This window comes from Methyloceanibacter methanicus (genome assembly GCF_001723285.1).
In the GTDB taxonomy this organism is placed as follows: domain Bacteria; phylum Pseudomonadota; class Alphaproteobacteria; order Rhizobiales; family Methyloligellaceae; genus Methyloceanibacter; species Methyloceanibacter methanicus.
Window position 1 is genome coordinate 46,071 of the sequence record NZ_LPWG01000010.1, and the last position, 15,159, is coordinate 61,229.

General features: G+C 66.7%; 7 protein-coding genes. 2 read left to right on the top strand and 5 right to left on the bottom strand.

Annotation, left to right across the window (positions count from 1 at the left end; genetic code table 11):
• Positions 1-22 precede the first annotated feature (22 nt).
• Genes addA through AUC68_RS05285 form a run of 5 tightly spaced genes read right to left on the bottom strand, consistent with a single transcriptional unit; the run spans position 23 to position 11,137 of the window.
• A complete protein-coding gene (gene addA, locus AUC68_RS15615; RefSeq protein WP_083240443.1) occupies positions 23-6,628 on the bottom strand; it encodes a double-strand break repair helicase AddA in 6,606 nt (2,201 codons plus the stop codon).
• Between the two features lie 9 nt (positions 6,629-6,637).
• Positions 6,638-7,342: a nucleotidyltransferase family protein gene (locus AUC68_RS05270; protein WP_069436678.1), complete on the bottom strand. Its 705-nt coding sequence runs from the start codon at positions 7,340-7,342 to the stop codon at positions 6,638-6,640.
• A gap of 32 nt (positions 7,343-7,374) precedes the next feature.
• Positions 7,375-8,901, bottom strand: coding sequence for a tRNA (adenosine(37)-N6)-threonylcarbamoyltransferase complex ATPase subunit type 1 TsaE (tsaE, locus tag AUC68_RS05275; protein ID WP_141701103.1), 1,527 nt, complete (start codon positions 8,899-8,901; stop codon positions 7,375-7,377).
• Positions 8,898-9,986, bottom strand: coding sequence for a sensor histidine kinase (locus AUC68_RS16695; RefSeq protein ID WP_158008240.1), 1,089 nt, complete (start codon positions 9,984-9,986; stop codon positions 8,898-8,900). Before AUC68_RS16695 ends, tsaE begins: the two co-directional genes overlap by 4 nt.
• Positions 9,923-11,137, bottom strand: a complete 1,215-nt coding sequence (locus tag AUC68_RS05285; RefSeq protein ID WP_069436680.1) for a PAS-domain containing protein — start codon at positions 11,135-11,137, stop codon at positions 9,923-9,925. The genes AUC68_RS16695 and AUC68_RS05285 overlap by 64 nt, the downstream gene beginning before the upstream one ends.
• Before the next feature lie 446 nt (positions 11,138-11,583).
• Between AUC68_RS05285 and AUC68_RS05295 the strand changes: the two genes are divergently transcribed.
• Together AUC68_RS05295 and AUC68_RS05300 are read left to right on the top strand one after the other, a co-directional pair.
• A complete protein-coding gene (locus tag AUC68_RS05295; RefSeq protein WP_069436682.1) occupies positions 11,584-14,061 on the top strand; it encodes an arylsulfatase in 2,478 nt (825 codons plus the stop codon).
• 409 nt (positions 14,062-14,470) lie between these two features.
• On the top strand, positions 14,471-15,049 hold the full coding sequence (locus AUC68_RS05300) for a beta-class carbonic anhydrase (protein ID WP_069436683.1): 579 nt from the start codon (positions 14,471-14,473) through the stop codon (positions 15,047-15,049).
• Positions 15,050-15,159: the final 110 nt, after the last annotated feature.

Below are 15,159 nucleotides of genomic sequence, written 5' to 3' on the forward strand. Positions count from 1 at the left end.
ATTGGTCTGTTGCCTCCGGAACCTAGGTGCGCCCCTCATGTGCGTCAAGGGCACCACCAGCCCGCAAGATGTCGCGTTCGGCGCTCTCAAGCAAAGCTGAAGAGATCTCCATGAGATGCGGACCGTCGGTCCAGAGCAGGGCCGCGCGGACCGGCTTTTCGGGGAACATCGTCCGCAGGGCCAGCCGATAGGCCGCGAGCTGGCCGATATAGGCCGGGGCCACGTCCGTTTCGCTCGTGGGCGGCGGACGGTTGGTCTTGTAGTCCAGGATCAGCAGCCCGTCCTCCAAGATCGCCAGACGGTCGATCTGTCCTTCCAAGTCGATCGCGGTGCCCCCCTCGCCGATCCGCGCCACCACGGGCACTTCGGCGAGGCTGGAAGGGGCGAACAGAGGGGCAAAGCGCGGATCGCCGACAATGGCGAGGGACTCCGCGACGATCTGCTGCCGCGCCGCCGGCGCCAGCATTTCGCCGCGGGCCGTCACGAACGCGTCCGCCGCGCGCGGCCGGTCCTCGGGGGGAACCTGCGGCAGGTGCTGCAGCAGCGCATGGATCAGCCTCCCCCGCACGAAACGCATGTCTTCGGCGAGGGCGCCCGGGCCCAACGGCGCTTGTTCGGCTCCGAACGGGCTCTCCCCGGTCGCGTTCTGGGCAAGCCGCGACGGGGACAGCCGTGTACCCACCCGTTCCTGCGGGGCGGGCTTTCGTGCCCAGTCCGGCAGCGGTGCGGCTGTCCTCATCGCAGGCGCATCCTTGTCCTTCTGCGCCGGTGCCTCCTGTGGAGACGACATGCGGAACACGGCGCGGCCTTGCGCGTCCTTCATCGGCACCAGATGCGGGCGCAGGCCCTGTTCGATCAGATCGTACCAGCACGCATCGTTGCGCTTCTGCACGCCCTGCCAGCCGCATACATAGAGGCGGTCCTCGGCGCGCGTCATGGCCACATAGAGCAGGCGGCGGTATTCCTCCTGCTCGGCGCGCGCGACGGCGGACTTGGCGTCGCTGAGGCCCGGGACGCCCGAATGGCCCGCCGGCGGCCAGAACAGATGATGGGCGTCGTCCGCGACGCTATCGGCGCGGGGCGCGCGGTAGATCTGCGGTCCCTGGCCGCGGGGCACCGAACACGTGTCGGGCATGATCACGATCGGCGCTTGCAGGCCCTTCGCGCCATGCACCGTCATGATCCGCACCTCGTCGCGGTCTTGGTCCATGTCGCGTTTGACGTCGATGCTCCCCTCGCGCAAAGCGGCGATGAAGCCTTGCAGCGAGGGCGCCGCCTCGCGCTCGTACGACAACGCGGCATCCAGAAATTCGTCGATCGCCTCGGCCGCTTCCGGTCCGAGCCGCGACAGCATGCGCTTGCGCATACGCATGTTTCGCTCGCCCAAGAGCGCGGCGAAGAACTCGTAAGGCGGCAACATGTCGGCCCGCCCCAACAGTGCGCGCAAGTCTGTCGCCGCTTCGGCGTATCGGGAATCGCTTCGCGCCTTTGCTTGCAGGGCGCTCCAAAGCGAGCCGTCGCGTTCATGGGCCAGATCGAACAACGCCGTCTCGTCGAGGCCGAATAGGGGGCTCTTGAGGACGACGGCCAGGGCCAAATCATCCTCTGGCATCAGCAGCACGTCGGCGAGGGCCATCAGGTCCTGCACGGCGAGCTGCTCAAGCAGGCGCATGCGATCGGCCCCGGCGACGGGAATGCCTGCGCGTTTCAGGGCACGGATCATCGGTGCGGTGAAGGGCGCGCGCCGGCGCACGAGAATGAGGATGTCTCCGGCCCGGATGGGACGATCCCGGGACTCCAAGACCTCGCGCGTGTCGAGCCAATGGCGGATCTGCGCGGAGAGGCGTCCGCACAGCGCTTCGAGTGCGTCGGCGCCGCTCTCGTCTTCGTTCCAGGGCTCGAACGGCGCGCTGTCCGCAGGCCGGTCGGTCTCCTCCACCTCCCAAAGTTCCACGAGCCCGGCCTGACCCTGCCGGGCGGCATAGTGTTGGATGGCGGTGCCTTCCAGAAAGGTCAGACCGCGTGCCGCGTCGTCCTGCGCGAACACGCGGTCCACGGCCTCCAGAACGGGGACGGTCGAACGGAAGGAGACGTTGAGCGGCACGTCGTGCCAGGCCGTTTCCGCGGCACGCGCGGCCGCCCGGAATCGGCGCCCCGTCTCGCCGAAGCGCACAGGGTTGGCGCCCTGGAAGCTGTAGATCGATTGCTTCTCGTCGCCCACGGCGAACAGCGTGCGCGGTTGCGCCCGCGCGCCGGCACCGGCGAAGAACTCCTCCGCCAGGGCCTCGACGATGGACCATTGCTCGGGATTCGTGTCCTGGGCTTCGTCGATGAGGATGTGGTCCACGCCCCCGTCGATTTTGTAGAGCACCCAGGCGGCGGCATTGCTGCGCGACAGCAGATCCAGCGTCTTGACGATCAGGTCGTCGTAATCGAGCGCGGCCTCGCGCCGCTTCTGTGCGTCGTAGGCGGTCTGGACCGCATCGGCGAAGGTGAGGACCGCCCCCGTCGCCTCCACGACCCGCAAATGCGCGAGGTCCGTTTCGATGCGGGCGAACGAGATCTTCGCGGCGTCGAGCATGACGGCAATCTCGGGTGCGGCATCGGCGATGCCCTTCGTCACGAGCCGCGCGCGCGGTTCACCCTTCTGCGTTAGGAAGAGCGTCTTGAACAGGCCGGTGCGGCCGTGTCCGGCGAGGCGCCGCGCGCGGCGCAAGGTCTCCTCCACGCCCTTGTCCGTTTTCGTGGTCGCGAATTCGGAAAGCGCGGCGAGCGCCGCATCGATCTGCGCGTCCGAAAGGACCGAGGCTTGTTCGGCGACGAGCGTCGCCTCGTTTTTTTCGGCGACACCGAAGAAGGTCTTCAGCGCTTCGGCCTCGGCGCGCGGCCAGTCCGTCGGCTGACCAAGTTCCGCGTGGCGCCGGACGATCCGCGCAAGCTCGGCCCGCTTGGCAAGGATCTCTCCCACCACTTGGCGGAACTGCTCTTCGCTGGTCAGCGCAACCGCCTTGGAAAGCGCGTGCCCCAGCGGGCTGTCCGGCGTGGCCACCGCCTCCACGGCGACCGCGTCGAAGGCATCGTTCCGCGCGGCGTCGGCGCTTGGCTCATCGAACACGCTGAAGTTCGGTGTTACAGCGGCCTCCAAGGGAAAACGCTGCAGCAGCCTCTCGCAGAAGCCATGGATGGTGTGGATTTTCAGTCCGCCCCGCGCTTCGAGCACGCGCGCGAAGAGCCGCCGCGCGGTCTGCCTGTCCTTTTCGCGCACGGTGTCTTGGAGGAGCGGAGCAAGTCTCTCTTCCAGTTCGGCCTCGGGCATCAAGGCCCAGCCCGAAAGCGTCTTGAGCAGGCGGTTCTGCATCTCCGCCGCCGCGGTTTTCGTGTAGGTGAGGCACAGAATGCTCTCAGGGTCGGCGCCAGCCATCAAGAGCCGCAAGATGCGCTTCACCAGAACGGCGGTCTTGCCGGTCCCGGCATTGGCCGACACCCAGACGGAGGCCTGCGGTTCGGCGGCGCGTGTTTGGTTGGCGTCGGCCGTCTGAACGAGTTCTGCGGGTGCGGTCATGACCGCTCTCCTTCGGTCAGCCATTCGGGCACGCGGGCCAGGTGCGCGTAGTCGTCGAACCGGTACGCGGACGTAAAGGCCGCGTTCGCCCGGCGCTTGACCTCGTAGGGCGTGTCGGGCTTGTCGAAATGAGCGATCAGCGCCTCGAGCTTTTCGACCGCGCGCGCGCGAGCGCGTCGGCCGGTCCTTGCTCGCGTCCTGCTGTTCGCCGCCGTCGCCCCGTCCCGAGGCGTGGATGTAGACGAGGCCACTCACGCTGCGGGGGCCGAGCGCCTCGAAGCCGCCCTCTTGGGCGATCAGCGCTTCGAGCGGCATCTGCGGCTTGTAGAGGTCCGTCACATGGCTCGCGCTCGGCGGCGCGCCGGTCTTGTAGTCGTAAATCACGAGGCTCCCGTCGGCCGCCTCGTCGATGCGATCGGCGCGCGCCGTAAGCCGAAAGCCCGACGGCAAGGTCAGCGCGCCCGGGACCTCCGGCAAGGACCGCACGATATTCGCGCGCCGCCCCGGTTCGGTCGCGGCGAACCATTCGGCGAAGCGTTCGAAACTCGGCCGCCAGAAGGCCAGCAGGCTCGGATCGTCGCCGAGCGTATCGAACAGTGCCTCACCCATCTCCTTGAGAACCGCCTCGACGTCGTCTGGCAGGGAGTCCGGGTAGGCCTTGGTGAACCGGTTCAGGATCCGGTGAAAGGCCGAGCCACGCATGGCGGCGTCCGGGGCCGTGCCCAGCGGCGTCAAGGGCACGAGCTTGAGGATATGCCTCGCGTAGATCTCGTAAGGGTTCGCGATCCAGCGCTCGATCTGTGTGACGCTCAAGCCCCGCGGCCGTGCCGTCACGGGCGGGCAGGGCCGTGGCGGCTTCGCCGGCGCGAATGCTTCGATCGTATCCCGGTCCCTGGCCCAGGCGACCCAGTCCTCGCTTGCCTCGAGCCCGTCGTCCGGCCCGGCAGCATCGACCAGTGTCTGCAGCCGCTGAAGCCAGCGCGAGGGCACGGTCGGCACGCCTTCCACCTTCAGCGCGCGGCTCAAGACCACGGACTTGGCGCCGAGCGCTTGGGCGAAGTCGTGGGCGGCGAGGCCAATACGACGCTCAGGCGGCGACAGGCCGAGCTTCTCGCGCATGGCACGGTTGAGCCAGGGACCCGAGTCTTGCGGTTTCGGCCAGGAGCCTTCGTTGAGGCCGCCGAGCACCATAAGATCGGGCTGCTGCAGGCGTGCTTCCAGTTGGCCCCAAATGGACAGGCGGGGATGGGCGGGCCGTCTCGGCCGGACCGCCTGCCCCGCCAGGAGCGTGCGGTAGACGGCGGGATAGCTCCGCGCGGACAGTTGCAGCCCGCCGCCTTCCTCGATGAGCCGCGAGAGCAGCACCGACAGGGCCTCGCCCGCATCGCCGCCCCAGAGCGGCACGGCGCCTGTCTCGTCGCGCGCCAAGGCTTCAGCGGCGGCCGCATGGGCCTGAACCAGCGCTGCGGCCCCGTGGCCCGCGTCATCGCCGAACACGGCCACGAGGGGCGCGAACGCGCTCTGAAGCGCCGCGACGAGCCATGCGATGTCCGCCCGCTCGGCCGGTGTTGCGGGCGTTTTCGGGCTCAGCGCCTGAAGCGCCTCCGCGGCGCCCGAAAGCCCCCCGCCGAGATAGTCCTCCCGGAACAGGGCGCGCTCCAGCACGCGCGCGATGCGGCGGATCTCGCCCGCGGGCCGGGCGAGGCGTGTCAACGGGTGCTTGAGCAGGGCCATCAGGTCGGGCGGCGCGAAATCGCTTTCGACGGCGGAGAGGACCAGGTCGAGAAACGCGCCGGGCAGGGTGCGCCGAATGGGCGTGCCGGCAGAGTCGTCGATGGCGAGCCCATAGTCGTTCAGGCGCGCGGCCACGCGCCGTGCGAGCTCCCGGTCCGGGGTCACGAGCGCGGCCGTCTTCCCCGGATGCTCGATACAGTCCCGCAGGATGAGCGCGATGACTTCGGCTTCGTCATGGGCCGTCGGGGCCTCGACGAGGCTGAGCCCCTCGAGCGCGACCGCGAGCTCGGCTGCGGGCCGCTCCGGTGCGCCGTCGAAGGCCTGCCGCCAACGATCGGTGGTCTCGGCGGGCCGCAAGGTCTCGCTCACGAGGCGCAGCCGGGCCCGTTCCGGGTCGCCGGGAGCGCTCCCAGGCACGAGCGCGACGTCCTCGCGCGTCGCGCCGAGCTTCTTCAGGAGTTCGGCCATGCCGGCTTGCGGGTGTTCCGGATGATGGCGAAGCGTCTCCCAGCTCTCCGCGTCGAGTGCCAGGTCGAGGCCCGGCAGGACCACGGCCCCGTTTGGCAGATGCGCGATGGTCTGCAGCAGTCGCGCGGTGGCCGGCACGGTGCCCGTGGACCCGGCGGCGATCACGGAATGCGGGGAGCCCCCGGCCAAGCGCTCGGTCTCCTGCGCCATCAGGGCATTGCGGCGCCCGACAGGCGAAACGAGACCGGCCTCGCGGAGAAAGGCCGGCCATTGCTCGGTGAGGATGGTGAGAAAGGCCACCGTCTCGGCCCAGTGGGCGGCGAGGTCGTCTGGCACCAGCGTCTCGAGGGCGCCGAGATCGGCTTCTTCCGACTCGGCCATATCCATGAGGTTGGCCAAGTCCGCCGCGAGGGCGGCCGCCTGTGCCGCGGTCATGGGGAGCGGGCCTTGAAGTCCAGCCGGCCCCGCCCTCCCGGCCCCTTTCGCCCAGGCGAGGATCATGCGCATCAGCGCCATCAGGCGGGCCGTGGGCTCGATGGCCGGCCTGCCGAGGCTTGTGTCGGCGTCTTCGAAACGGTCAGCGTCCAGGATCAGCGCTTCGTCTTCATCCGCGTGCCCCAGCGCCAGGATGCGGGGCAGCAGCATGGCCTCGCCGCCGGACTCTTCGAGGAAGGCTTCGCGCAAGGTGCGCGCCGCGCGCCGTGTAGGCAGATAGATCGTGGTCTGCGGCAAGGTAAGACGGTCGGGCTTCGCGCCGTGCGCGCCGGGCAAATCGCCGGCCAGGATGGCCCTCGCTAAGGTCGTCAGGAACGGCGCCGAAGGCGGGATTGTATAAAGCTGCGGCTGTGCGCGAGGCTCAGACACGCGTCACGCTCATGCGCCTTCGTGCTCGAACGAGGCCTCCGCCTCGGTGAGAGCTTCCGGCGTGCCCACGTGCATCCAGCGGCCGTCGAGGCGCACGCCGTAGAGGCGGTCCTTGGCCAGGGCCCGGTCCCAGAGCAGATTCAGGGAGAAGGGCCCTTCGGGCACATCTTCGAAGAACGCCGCCGTGCACAGAGAAACGCCGGCAAAGGCGAAAGGCACGACCTGCCGTTCGCCGCGCCGCGAGATCTGCCCGTCCGGCGCCATGTCGAAATCGCCGCGACCGCTATAGCCGATGCTGGTGGACAGCGGCGCGAGCAGCAACAGGCAGTCCATCAGCGCCGGATTCCAATGACGCTGCATATGGGGCAGGGCCGGCGTCACGCCCTCGCTCCAGACCGAATCCGAATTGTGGATGAAGAACGGTCCCTCGCCGAGTAGCGACAAGGCCTTTGCGGTGCCGCCGCCGGTGTCGAGCAATTGGTCGCGCTCGTCCGAGATGATCGTTTTCGGCCCCCGGTCGGCGCGGGTGGTCATATGCGCCTCGATCTGCTCTGGCAGGTAATGCACATTCACCACCGCCGTCTCGACCCCTGCGGCATGGAGGCGGTCCAGCACATGATCGATGAGGGTCCGGCCCATCAGCGGCACGAGGGGTTTGGGCATGGTTTCGGTGAGGGGGCGCATGCGCTCGCCGAAACCGGCGGCGAGCACCATGCTCTGCGAACAGAAGTCATAGCGGTGCCCTTCTAGAGCGATTTCGGCGGGAGATCGTCGGCGCCCGGGAAGGCCCGGGCATAGAAGTCGCGAAGATCGGCCAACGCCGGATGAGCGAGGTCACGTTCCAAATAGCGGGCCACCCGCGGCATGTGGCCGAGATAGGCCCGCTTTCCGTCACGTTGCGCCAATCGGGCAAAGATGCCGAGGATCTTGGAGTTCCGTTGGGCGCCGAGCGTGGCATAGAGCGTTCGAAAATCATCGCTTGAGAAAGTCCCACCCCGCGCCGTACGGGCGGCACAGTACCGGTCGAGTTCGGCCCGTTCAAGCGCTTCGGGCACGTCGAGGCGCGCGTCCTGGAGTAGGGAGACAAGGTCGTAGGCCAAGGGGCCGTAAAGCGCGTCCTGGAAGTCCAGAAGGCCGATTATTCCGGATGCGTCGCGCTCCGGCAAGAACATCAGGTTGGGCGAATGGAAGTCGCGCAGAACCCATCCGGGATCGGCTTGCGCGGCCGCCTCCAGATGCGGCCGCCACAGGGATTCGAACGCGGCCCGGACCTCTTGCGGAAGGTCTTGGCCGTGTACCGCCGGCCAAAGCCACTCCACGATCAGCGAGGCTTCGATCAGCATGGCCTCGGCGTCGAAGCTGGGAAGCGTGTAAGGGCTGTGGCCGTCCACCGGTAGCGTTCGGTCGGGCGGTGCCTCGGCGAGTGCGAGCAGGACGTCGACGGCCCGTCCCCACAATTCCGGCTTGGTTGACGCCGCGCGCCAGCGCCGTCTTGAAGACTGCGTCGCCGAAGTCCTCAAGGACGATGAATCCCTTGTCGAGGTCGAAGGCCAGAATCTCGGGTGCGAGAAGCTGCGGGCCCGCAAGGCCTCGGCAACGGCGACGAACGGCTTGACGTCTTCGGCCAGGTGCACGAGCGCGCTATAGGGCTTGCCGTCGCGGAGGGGCGGCCCGTCGGGCTGCCGGGGCGCGTTCATGAGCACGGCCTGCCGGTCCGGCAACACGAGGCGCGCATAGCCGCGCGCGGAGGCATCGCCTTGCAGATAACAGCGCGTCGCTTCGGCGAACGCCGTGCCTTCCAGAAAGCCGGCCATCGCTTGAAGCCGGTGCAGCCTCTCGGCCCAGTTGCCACGGCCCGTCAGCACGAGCGTGCGTGTGTCGGGCTCCCCCGCTTCATCGAAGACGATGTCGAGCCGGTCCTGCGGCAGCCAGCCGGCGGCCCGTTCCGGCCACTCGATCAGCAAAGCCCCATCGGCCAAGGCATCGTCGAGGCCCAACTCATCCAGTTCGCCGGCATCCAGACGGTAGAAGTCGCAATGGCTGAGGGCGAGGCGCGGCGTTTCGTAGCGCTGAACAAGCGCGAAGGTCGGGCTCGGCACCTCGCTGTCCTGGTCGAAATGACCCACCAGCGTGCGCGCCAAAGTCGTCTTTCCGGCGCCCAGCGGACCCGACAGCGTCACCACGTCGCCGCTCTTGAGATTGAGTGCGATCCGGTTGGCAAGGCGGTCCAGACGGTCCAGATCGACGCCGTCAAGCCGCCAGATTTCGGTCATCCCGCTTGTTTGGCCCGCATTGGGTCCGTCTCTGTCTCAGGCGCTTCCATGTCCTGCTTGAGCGGCAGCCGCACCGTGAAGCGCGACCCCTGGCCGGGCGCGCTTTCGACCGTGACCGTGCCGCCGTGAAGCTCCGCGAGGCTCTTCACGATGGACAGCCCGAGCCCGGCGCCACGATGACGCGAGCCTTGCGTGCGGCTTTCGAAGCGGTCGAACACGGTGTCTTGGAAGTCCTCTGGTATCCCTGGGCCTTCGTCCGCCACGGAGAAGGCGATCATCGCGCCATCGCGCCGGCATGTCAGCCGCGCCACGGAGTTCGGCTCGGAGAAGCCGATGGCGTTGGAGAGCAGATTATAGAGGATCTGCGTGACACGGCTAGCATCCGCGACCACCTCGTCGACCCCATCCTCGATCTCGATGTCGAGCCTGACGTCGTTCTGCTTGAGCCGTTCCTCGACGCCCTGTTTGGCCGCCTCGATGATGGACGAGACATGGACCGGCGCGAGCTGCAGCCGCAGGGAGCCGGCGTCGATCGTGGCCAGATCCAGAATGTCGTCGACGATGGCGCGCAGCGTATTGCCCGAGGACAGGATGTCGTCCACGTATTCGCGCTGCTTGTCGTTCAAGGTTCCGAACGCGGGCTCGGCGAGCATCTGCGCAAAGCCCAGCATGCTGTTCAGCGGGGTCCGCAGCTCGTACGACACATGCGAAACGAAGTCGCTCTTGAGGCGGTCCGTCGTTTCCAAGGCCTCGTTCTTCTCGATCAGCGCGCGTTCGGCGCGCTTTGAATCGGTGATGTCCGAAAAGGTCAGCAGCGTACCGCCATCGGGCAGCGGCAGGGCGGCGCAGGCGAGGACCGTGCCGTCCGGGCGGTCGAACTGGCTGTCATAGGAGCGCCGTTCGGCGACGATGGACGTCACGATCGCCCGGGTCCGTTCCCACTCCTCGGGCGCATCGTATAGAAGGCTGCACCAAGCCGTGACTTCGTCGACGTGCGGTTCGGCATCCAGGAGCTTCGGCGTCAGGCACCAGATGGCCGCGAACGCGCTGTTGTAGAGCCGCAAGCGTCCGTCGGAACCGAACACGGCGACGCCTTCACGCAACGTGTCGAGGGTCTCGCGCTGCACTTGGCTGAGGGCGTGTAGCGGCTCTCCAAGGCGATGTGCTCGGTGACGTTCTCGTAAAGATACGTGATGCCTCCGTCGGCGTTGGAGTCCGCCACCACGTGAAGCATGCTGCCGTCCGGCAGGTGCCAGCGCGCTTCGACCTGCTTGCCGGTGCCGTAGACGGACAACCAGTCCTGCTTCCAGGCCCGGAATTCGGCGCGCTCCTCGAGACGGCGTGCTTGGCGCAGCCGGTCGAGGATTTCGCCGTCGCGCGGACGCGTCTCCAGCCAGCCCGGGTCGAGGTGCCAGAGGTCCACATAGGCTTGATTGTAGTGGGCCAGCCGCTGCGTGGAGTCGAACACGGCGAAGGCGGTGGCGAGACGGTCGAAGCTGCGGAAGTGCGTGTCCAGCAGAGCGCGCGCCTCGGCGTTGTCGCGCTCGTTGCGCTTGGACTCGTCGAGCAGGGACCGCAGGGCCGCGACCTGCTTCTCGAGTTCCTTGTGCTTCGCCGAAAGCTCGGCCAGTTCGAGCCGCTGGCCGGCGATGTCGCGGACCTTGAGAACGAGCGTGTGGCCGGCGGTGCGTCCGTCCGCTTCCACGTAGCGCTCGCGTTTCGTGCGCAGCATCAAATTGAACGGCTCGCCATGTTCGGCGAGCGCCTTCATGGCCGTTTCGAGGTCCGCCGCGGAGGCGGCATCGAGCCATTGCTCGAAGGCAAGGAGCCGCATGGCATCGCGCGGCACCCCGAATGCGCCGGGCAGGTTGGAGACGAGCAGGTCGGGCTTTGCCGTTTCGCCGAGCGTGAGAAGCGCTTGCGGTTCGGCGGCGAGAACGGTCTCGAGCGTGTTCTCGCTCAGCGCGAGGCGCTCGGCCTCCGCGGCCGCACTGGCTTCGCGCGCCCGGGCCCGTTTGATCGCGCGGAGGCAGGCGATGACCATGCCCACTGAAAAGGCGATGATGCCCAGGTCGATACCGAGCTTGAGGAGCGTGACGGGGTGCAGGAAGCCGCCGTCTTCAGCGTGGGCGCCAGGGACGGACAGGAGCCACGCCGGGACGGAATAAGCAAGAACGCGGGACAGCGTCGTAGGCCACCTTGATTCAGGCGTTGCCCCCTCTGTGCTGGTCCGCATGGTCCCCCTCGCTCCACGCCGCCGCGATGCCGAACGTCCGGCGGCAGTGCTCTTCCGCGCCGCGTCTGACGTTGCCCTTGCGGTTCTGAAACTCACGCGTCTGAAGACTTGCCGCAGATTGGACGCGAAACCGGGCTGACGGACGTCAGCCGCAAGGACGAATCACTTTTAGACTAACCGCTTCGCGCCACCTTGCCCACAGCCCGCAAGCCGATCGGCGGTGATGTCTCGGCCCGAAATCTGGCACCAAATGGCAAGGGTGCGGCCGAGGGCGAATGTTAGAAGCGCGAAGTGGTTTCGACATATTCCGATTTGCCGCGCGGCGTCTGGACGCCGGCATCGATCCAGCGAGCATGGAGCACGCCATGAACCGTATTCTTCTCCGCTTTGTCACGGGCTTCGTCTTCGCGACGGGAGCGCCCTTCGCAGCTCTCGCCCAGGACACGATGGATGGCCATCTCGCCACGCACGTCAAATCCGATCTCTACGCCCAGACAACCGGGACACCGGGCGCGCCGAGTTCCACGACCACGATCGACGGCAACTACATTCCCAATCCGCAAGAGCCGTTCGGCGGCACGATCGAGCTCAACAACGACAAGTCGAGGCCCTTCTGGCCGGCCCGCGTCGTCCCGCCAAAGGGCGCGCCGAACATCCTCCTGGTGATGACCGACGATACCGGATACGGCGCGGCCTCCACCTTTGGCGGCGTGATCCCGACGCCGACGCTCGACCGGCTCGCCGAGCGCGGGCTTCGCTACACGAACTTTCATTCGACAGCGCTGTGTTCGCCCTCTCGCGCGGCGCTGCTGACGGGGCGCAACCACCACAATGTCGGGTTCGGCAATATCGCCGAGGCCTCGACCGGCTTCCCGGGCTATGACGCCTTCATGGGCCGCGACGCCGTCTCGATCGGCGGCATTCTCCGGGCGAACGGCTACAACACGTCGTGGTTCGGCAAGAACCACAACACGCCGCCCTGGCAGGAAAGCCAGATCGGTCCCTTCGATCAATGGCCGACCGGACAGCTTTTCGGCTTCGATTATTTCTACGGCTTCATGGGCGGCGACGCGAACCAATGGCAGCCGAACCTGTTCCGCAACACGACGGCGATCTATCCATTCCGCGACAATCCCGGCTGGAACCTGATCACGGCCGAGGCGGACGATGCGATCCGCCAGATCAACATGGTCAAGTCCATCGATCCCGAGCAGCCGTTCTTCGTCTACCTCGCACCGGGCGCGACCCATGCGCCGCATCATCCGACCAAGGAATGGATCGAGAAGATCAGCGACATGCACTTGTTCGACGAAGGCTGGAACAAGCTGCGCGAAACGATCTACGCCAATCAGAAGCGGCTCGGCGTGATCCCGGAGGACGCCAAGCTCACGCCCTGGCCCGACGGCCTCAAGAAATGGGATGAGCTGACGGACGACGAGAAGAAGCTGTTCATCCGTCAGGTCGACGTCTATGCGGCCTATCTCGCCTATTGCGACCACGAGACCGGCCGCGTGATCAAGGCGATCGAGGATCTCGGCCAGCTCGAAAACACGCTCGTCATCTACATCGTGGGCGACAACGGCTCGAGCGCGGAAGGCTCGCCCATCGGCACGCCCAACGAAGTGGCGCAGTTCAACGGCGTGACGCCGCCGGTCGATGTCCAGCTGCGCGACTTCTACGACCTGTGGGGCTCGGACCAGACCTATCCGCATATGGCGGTCGCGTGGACCTGGGCCTTCGACACGCCGTTCAAATGGACCAAGCAGATCGCGTCCCATTTCGGCGGCATCAAGCAGGGCATGGTCATGTCCTGGCCGGCGCGCATCAAGAACGTGGGCGGCGTGCGCAACCAGTTCCACCATTTCATCGACATCGTGCCGACACTGCTGGAGGCATCCGACATTCCCGCGCCGCGCTTCGCCTACGGCATCGAGCAGAAGCCGATGGACGGCATCAGCATGGCCTACACCTGGGACGACGGGCCCGACGATCCCTCGCAGCGGACCGTCCAGTATTTCGAGATGTTCGGCAACCGCGCCATCTATGCGGACGGCTGGTTCGCCAACACCCATCCGATCGTCGATCCCTGGGCGCTGTTCTCGGTGCCCCCGACGGACGTGATGAACAGCTACAAATGGGAGCTGTACGACCTGAAGAACGACTGGACCCAATACACCGACCTTGCCGAGAAGATGCCGGACAAGCTTCGCGAGATGCAGGAGCTCTGGATCGTCGAGGCGTCGAAATATCACGTCTTCCCGCTCAACAACGCCGTCGCCACGCGTTTGGTGACGCCGCGGCCGAGCGTGACGGCGGGCCATTCGCGGTTCGTGTACACGAAACCGATCACCGGCATTCCGAACGGCGTGGAGCCGCTGCTGCTGGCGACGTCCTACAAGATCACGGCGGAGATCGACGTGCCCGAAGGCGGCGGGAACGGCATGCTGTTCACCCAAGGCGGCAAGTTCGGCGGCCACGGCTTCTACCTCTTGAAAGGCAAGCCGGTCTACACCTGGGACCTTCTGGACCTCGACCGCGTCCGCTGGGAATCGTCCGAGACGTTGACACCCGGCAAGCATACGGTCGAGTTCGAGTTCACCTATGACGGGCTCGGTATGGGAACCTTCGCCTATAACAATCTCTCCGGCGTCGGGAAACCCGGCGAAGGCGTGATCCGCATCGACGGCAAGGAAGTCGCGCGGAAGAAGATGGAGAAGACCATCCCCATCACGCTCGCCTGGGACGAGGCGCAGGATATCGGCTCCGACACGCTCACGGGCGTCAACGATGCGGACTATCAGGTGCCGTTCACCTTCGACGGGACGATCGAGAAGATCACCCTCGACATTGAGCGCCCGACGCTGAGCAAGGAAGACATCCGCAAGCTCGAAGAGGCGAAGGCCTCCCAGGGCGACAAAGGCTGATCGCGGCCGGGGGGGTCCTTTTTGCCCTACCGCCTGGCGGCTGCTTGAGGGCGTGTTTATTCGCCCTACCGCGCTTCGCGCTACTTGAGGGCTTGTTTATTCGCCCTATCGCCTAACGGCTACTTGAGGGCGGGTCTCTCATTCGTCGTCATGCCCGGACTTGATCCGGGCATCCACGCAGAGCGGCGTTCCCTTCAAGGCGTGGATGGCCGCCCCGGGTCCGGCTTTGCCGGCCCGGGTGCAGGCTCAAGTCACGCCCGGCCATGACGAATCGGAGAACAAACGGGTACGCCAAATGCGCCACGTCGCGTGAATGCACCTGGACTCCGGGCCGGTCGCGTATCCGCGTGCGTTGTGTCAAAGTCCCTCGCTGGCAAGGGCCAAAACAGCAGTCCAGGGAGAAAACGCGATGACCAAGGTGCACGACGAAGTGCTGAAGGCGAATGAAGCCTACGCGAAGAGCTTCGGAGACAAGGCAGACTTGCCGATGCCGCCGGCGCGCCGCTTCGCCATTCTGACCTGCATGGACGCGCGGCTCGACCCGGCGAAGTTCGCAGGACTCGCCGAGGGCGATGCGCATGTGATCCGCAACGCCGGCGGACGCGCCAGCGACGACGCCATCCGTTCGCTCGTCATCTCGCATAAGCTGCTCGGCACCAAAGAATGGTTCGTCGTCCACCATACCGATTGCGGGATGGAGACCTTCACCAACGAGATCATGCGCGACCTCCTCCGCCAGAGCCTCGATACGGCCGAGATCGGGCCGGACGGCTGGAAGGACGTCGGCCAGGGGCCCGGCTCGACGGCGGGCGAGGCGATCGACTGGCTCACCATCTCCGATCAGGCCAAGGGCGTCGCCGAAGACGTGGCCCGCATCCGCGCGCACCCGCTGGTGCCCGGCGGCGTGCCCATCTACGGCTATATCTACGACGTGCGATCCGGGACGCTGATCGAAGTGCCCGAGGCGACGGCCGCGGGCAAAGCCTGACGGGTTCGCGCCATGCGACCGTGGACCGCCGGGAGCGGCTGCAGGATTTTGGGTATTGAAACAGGTCTCGGGGTTCGGCCATAGCTGGGCTTCGCCAAGTCTGATTTGAT